The following is a 5,215-nucleotide window of genomic DNA, read 5'->3' as shown; positions in this document are numbered from 1 at the left end:
GAGCAGCGTATCCAGACTGGCGGCGTTGACCCAGAGGACGGCGCGGTAGGCGGAGCGATAGCGGTGAGCGTACTCGACGGCGAGGCGGGTCTTGCCGACGCCGCCCAGGCCGCTGATGGCCTGAGCCTGGCCGATGGCGGCGGCCGAACGCTGCTGGAGGGAGGCACGCAGCGCCGCCAGCTCCTCCTCGCGACCGGTGAAGAAGGGGTTGGGAGCGAATGGCACATTCCACAGAACAGGCGTGGGCTGGGCAGAGTGGGCAGCCAGTGGAGCCGCGCGGTCACTCAGTATCTGGCGCAGGCCGCTTGCGAGCTGACGCAGGCCCTCGTCGGGGTCACGGCGGCTGGCGAGGGGCTGGCGATCGGAGGGGAGTGGCTGCAGATCGAGGCCAAGCGCCTCTTCCCAGGCGCAGGCCCGCAGGAGCACCGGGATGGGCAGGATCTCATGCGCCTCGTACCGGCGCAGGGCCTGCTGCAGCTCGCTGTAGCCCTGCTCGGAGGCCAGATAGTCGGGACTGAACACGAGGAGGACGACCGAGGCGTTCGCGAAGGTGCGGGCACGTTCCTGGTCGAGGTCGCAGCCAGGGCCAACCAGGCCGTCGTGCCAGAGCGAGAGCAGCCCCTGCCGTTCGAGCGGCTGAAGGGCGGTCAGCACGCGCTTGAACCAGCGGCGGTCATCTGTGGACCTGGACCAGGAACAGAAAATAGGAAGCTGGCTCTCCATGACTCTCTCCGCCGGCGCCATGCCCAGCGGCTGCCAGGCATGGCGAGGGATCAATGATTTGTTTATTTCTAGATTTCTCAATCTATCAGTATACATGAAGACAGGATCAAAGACAAGGCAAGCGTATAGCAAGAGTCGAGGAAAGATCACTCATCGATCGATGGTAGAGGCAGACTGGAATCGCAGAAGCCTGGGAGAGACCTGATGCGCAGTGGCGAGAAGAAACCATCCTGGGGTACCCCCGTGGACGAAGGAAGAGAATGGCTTGCCACTCTGCTTGCGAGCTGCTCACGGTTCTGCTTGAGTTTGTTGCAACTGGTGATAGACCTCCTGGCAGTGGCGCGTGAGAGGATGGTCGGGGCCGACTGCGCGCTGGCAAATCGCCAGCGCGCGCTCAAGCAGTGGCAGGGCCTCCTGTGGGCGACCCAAATCCCTATAGAGAAGGGCCAGATGATAGAGCGTGATGGCAACACGACGGTGAGTCGGACCAAAGGTCTGCTCGCCGATCGCAAGAGAGCGCTCGAGCAGCGCAAGGGCCTCAGCGCGGCGCCCCAGAGAGCGATAGAGGAGTGCCAGATTCTGCAGAATAGCGCCAGTAAGGTTCGGGACCGAATGAGGAGCCTGCTCGCTGAACAGCAGAGCGCGCTCGAAGAGTGTGCACGCCTCTGCAACACGGCCCTGGCGCTGGTAGCAGAGCGCCAGCATGTTCAAAGCAGAAATCGTCTTAGGGGAATGGGGACCGAAAATCTCCTCCGCAAGCGGAGCCAGACGCTCGAAGAGAGGAAAAGCTTCACTGAAACGGCTCATGCTCAGAGAGAGGAAAGCCAGGTACTCAAGCGTAGAAACAGTAAGAGAGTGAGCGGGGCCGAGCGCCTCCTCACGGATGGCTAGCGCACGCTCAAGCAAAGGCAGCGCCTCAACAGAGCGGCCCAGAAAGTGATACAGGAAAGCCAGATCGTGAAGAGAGGCAGCCGTCTCAAGGTGATCGGGACCAAGCACCTGCTCGCGGATAGCCAGTGCCCACTCGCTTAAGGAAGCGGCCTCCTGATAGCTCCCATGTAGTCGGCGATAAAGACTGACTTGCTCCAGCAGCCTGGCGGTGGGCGCCGTCTGCAGAGCTGGCTCCATCCTGATCCAGGCGGCGCAGTGCAGCGTGTGCGGCAGCAGACCCTCATAGAGGGGCCAGTGTTCCGGCTCCCCGGCAGGGTAAGCGATTGCCAGTGTCGCCAGGGCCTCCAGCGCTAGCCGTCTCCAGCGCGCCTGCTCCTCTGCGGGCAATTGCTCAGGCAGCGCCGCCCGCAGCAGCTCATGAACCTGCAGACCGCCGCTCTTCGGATCACGGATCAAGAGAGCCTCAGCCTCCAGCGTTGCCTGGACAGCGGTCAAAGTGGACGGATCAGCAGCAGTCACAGCCAGCGAATGCGGCAGCCGGGCCAGTCCCTGCGTCACCAGCGCTTCTGGAATGGGGGCGGGCGCCAGGCAAGCGCAGAAGCACAGCAGCTCAGCAGCGGAGGCGTCGCGCTGGCGAACCCCCTCAAAGAGCAAGCGGCCCAGAACCTGCTGTATGCCCTGCTCAACCTGGCGCAGCCCCTCCTCGGGATCGTCGCGACTGGCAAGCGCCAGCCCATCGGAAGGCCAGGGCTGCAGATCGCCGACCGCGCTCTGTTGCCAGGCGCAGGCCCGCAGCACAAGCGGAATGAGCAGCACCTCACCGGCATCATGGCGCCGTCGGCCCCGCTCTAGCTCGGCGAGGCACGCTGACGAGAGCAGATAATCGGGACTGAGCAGGGCCAGGAAAAGAGCGGCACCGGAGGGACCACGTACTGGCTCTTGCTCGACGGCACCCTCTATAGAGAGTGGGCCATCATCCCGAAGCGCGATCAATCCCTGGGCGGCCAGTGGTCTCAGCGCCGTCAGCACACGCTCGCGCCAGGGTGCATCGGTCCCAGTCCCGGACCAGGAGCAGAAAATACTGACCGGGTGGCCTATCTCCATCGTTGGCCCTCCTGCTGGTGCTGCGACCTCAGAGCGCAGCAATGGGCAAACTAACCAAGCCTCCGGCTGCCGACCAGTATATGGGAAAGTGCAGAAAAAAGCAAGAGGAACAGCGAAGGCATAAGATAGCAGCTACTGTCCGGATCGCGTCGCAGGCATCAGCCAGAGAAAGAAGAGCGCCCCTGGCTCTTCCGCCAGGGGCGCTCTCGTGCACAGCGTGGTTGCCAGCCAGCGCCCTAATTAATGCGCTTCTCGCGACCGGCCCACTCGCGTTCACGTAGGACAAACTTCTGAATCTTGCCCGTCGACGTCTTTGGCAGCTCGCCGAAGGAGACCGCCACCGGGCACTTGAAATGGGCCAGGTGCTGGCGGCAGAACTCGATGATCTCCTGCTCCGAGGCGCTCTGGCCCGGCTTGAGCGTCACAAAGGCCTTTGGGCGCTCGCCCCAGGTTGGGTCGGGGATGCCGATCACCGCGCACTCCAGCACCGCAGGATGGCGCGCCACCACCTGCTCCACCTCGATTGTCGAGATATTCTCGCCGCCTGAGATAATGATATCCTTGGCGCGATCGCGCAGCTCGATATAGCCATCGGGGTGCCAGACTCCGATATCGCCCGAATGGAACCAGCCACCGGCAAAGGCCTTGTCCGTCGCCTCGGGATTCTCATAATAGCCCTTGGCCACATTATTACCCCGCATCAGCACCTCGCCCATCGTCTGCCCATCCCAGGGCACATCGCGCATCTCGCTGTCAACCACGCGCGCCCGTTCCGCCACAACATAGCCCTGGCCCTGGCGTGCCAGCAAGCGGGCCTGCTCCTCCTCTGGCAGCGCGCTCCATTCCTCGTGCCACTCGCAGACCGTATATGGCCCGTAGGTCTCCGTCAGGCCGTAGACATGGATCGGGCGCATATTCAAGCGGCGCATCTGAGCCAGCAGCGTCGGCGAAGGTGGGGCCCCGGCCACCGTCACCGTCACCCCGCGCTCGATGCGGTGAGCCTGCGGATGATTCACAATAAAGATATGCACCGTCGGCGCCCCATTGTAGTGCGTCACTCCCTCCTGCTCCAGCAGTTCCCACACCAGGCCGGGGTCGACCCTGCGCAGGCAGACATGGCGCGCTCCCACAGCGGTCACCGCCCAGGGGAAACACCAGCCATTGCAGTGGAACATCGGTAGCGTCCATAGATAGACGCTGCTACTGCTCATGCCCGTCTCGATGACCTCGCCCAGGGCATTCAGATAAGCGCCGCGGTAGGTGTACATCACACCCTTCGGGTTGCCCGTCGTTCCCGACGTATAATTGATCGAAATCGTCTCCTCTTCGTCCTCCAGCCAGCTCTCTGGTGGCTCAGGCAAGCCGGCGGCCAGAAACTGCTCGTAGGGATCATCTGGCTGTCCCGTATCGTCAATGCGCACCACCTCGACGCCGGACAGCTCTAGGGGCTCCACCAGCGGCAGGAGCTCAGCATCGACGAAGAGGAAGCGCGAACCGGAATGCTTCAAAATATAGTCGATCTCCTTGCTGGTCAGGCGGGTGTTAATGGCCACCAGGATGCCGCCGGCGGCGGGTACACCAAAGTGGGCCTCCAGCAAAGCTGGAGCATTGGGACTAAGAAAGGCGACGCGATCGTGTTTGCGCAGGCCGGCGCTGCGCAGCTGGTTGGCCAGGCGCCAGACACGCTCGGCAAACTGGCGGTAGGTATAGCGGCGTTCGCCGTGGACAACAGCCACCTTATTGGGGAAGACGAGGGCGCTGCGCTCCAAAAAGCTGACCGGTGTCAGCTCAGTGCGATAGACCCTGGCATGGGCGGCCATACAAGCTCTCCTCCTTTCTGCTCCTCCTCTCGTATGCTGGGAGGGAAACAGAACTCCTGCTTTGCAGACAGAGCCTTCTCCAGTGATTTACCTGATCCAAATAGAGAACCAGCGAGAACCAGCACCGCGGCCTGTCATATCAGTCGAACGCCTGACAACCGGGCTGGGGGCAGGCGCCTTCCTCGCTCTTGCTGGGCCCAGGCTGAGCGCTATCACTGCGGCCAGCGGATGCAGTGGGCAGGCGGCAGGCCAGTTATGCTGGTCTATCTATTGTTGGTTTAGTATACATCATCGTGGGCTGTCCTGGACTCCGCTGTTGCCCCTACGTATAGGCGAGGCTCTGTCGCCTTACCAGCGGCCTCTCAAGCCAGAGAAGCCTCAGAGATCGGAAGAAAGATGGCTTGACCCGTTTCTCACTCTAGAGCCATGTTCATAAATTTAATCAACTGAAGCGTCCGTATATTGACAATCATCATTGATTAGGTTATATCATATACAAGACAGTATATATTAGGAGAAGCATTCTTCGGGTCAAACTCTGGTCCGCCCCGATCCCTTCTCATATACGCGTACTGTCTAGCTGCGGCCTACTCTTACAGTGATCCACATTATCAGGGGGGTATTTTTATGCCTTCGAATACCCCTCATAATGATTCGGACCATCTTTTTCATCATAC

At 61.6% G+C, this 5,215-nt stretch carries 3 protein-coding genes; all 3 read right to left on the bottom strand.

The features are described from left to right. On the bottom strand, positions 1 to 723 hold a 723-nt coding region (locus IRZ31_RS20005), incomplete at its 3' end, for a toll/interleukin-1 receptor domain-containing protein (RefSeq protein WP_297157101.1). A gap of 288 nt (positions 724 to 1,011) precedes the next feature. Beyond that, positions 1,012 to 2,718 (bottom strand): toll/interleukin-1 receptor domain-containing protein, encoded by a 1,707-nt coding sequence (locus IRZ31_RS20000; RefSeq protein ID WP_297157098.1) that lies wholly within the window; start codon positions 2,716 to 2,718, stop codon positions 1,012 to 1,014. A 236-nt stretch (positions 2,719 to 2,954) separates the two neighbouring features. Then, the gene (locus IRZ31_RS19995; protein WP_297157095.1) at positions 2,955 to 4,538 is read right to left on the bottom strand and encodes an acyl--CoA ligase family protein; all 1,584 of its coding nucleotides are present in this window, start codon (positions 4,536 to 4,538) and stop codon (positions 2,955 to 2,957) included. Positions 4,539 to 5,215: the final 677 nt, after the last annotated feature.

Source organism: Thermogemmatispora sp., assembly GCF_019683635.1.
Taxonomy (GTDB): domain Bacteria; phylum Chloroflexota; class Ktedonobacteria; order Ktedonobacterales; family Ktedonobacteraceae; genus Thermogemmatispora.
This window is presented reverse-complemented; position numbering and strand designations above follow the sequence as displayed.

Coding starts and splice junctions, on each gene's coding strand:
- IRZ31_RS20000 (WP_297157098.1), bottom strand. CDS start 2,718: ATGGAGATAGGCCACCCGGTCAGTATTTTCTGCTCCTGGTCCGGGACT.
- IRZ31_RS19995 (WP_297157095.1), bottom strand. CDS start 4,538: ATGGCCGCCCATGCCAGGGTCTATCGCACTGAGCTGACACCGGTCAGC.